General features: G+C 60.6%; 1 protein-coding gene. It reads right to left on the reverse strand.

What is annotated here, in order from left to right:
* Positions 1-227 (reverse strand): hypothetical protein (locus KJQ96_RS39405; RefSeq protein ID WP_213291261.1); only part of this gene is annotated, 227 nt, incomplete at its 3' end.
* Positions 228-249 lie beyond the last annotated feature (22 nt).

Genomic DNA, 249 nt, shown 5'->3' on the forward strand with positions numbered 1-249 from the left:
TCGCGGATGTGCACCCCGATGATTTCGACCCTGGCGATGACTTCGCTCCCTTCCGCTGCCGGTGGAATCGCATCGAGTAGGATCGTCCGATGGTTTTGGGGGCCGCGGCAAGCCAGCACCGGCGCAGTGAGAACTAGCAGCCCTAGACCGGCGCCCGCGGCTGCACAGACGTTGGTGGCGATCCAGCAACGGAGATCAAATCGATTTGGTTGGGCGCGGGTCATCATATAGAAATAGAAGCCTCTCGCT

Source organism: Bradyrhizobium sp. sGM-13, from assembly GCF_018398875.1.
Taxonomy (GTDB): domain Bacteria; phylum Pseudomonadota; class Alphaproteobacteria; order Rhizobiales; family Xanthobacteraceae; genus Bradyrhizobium.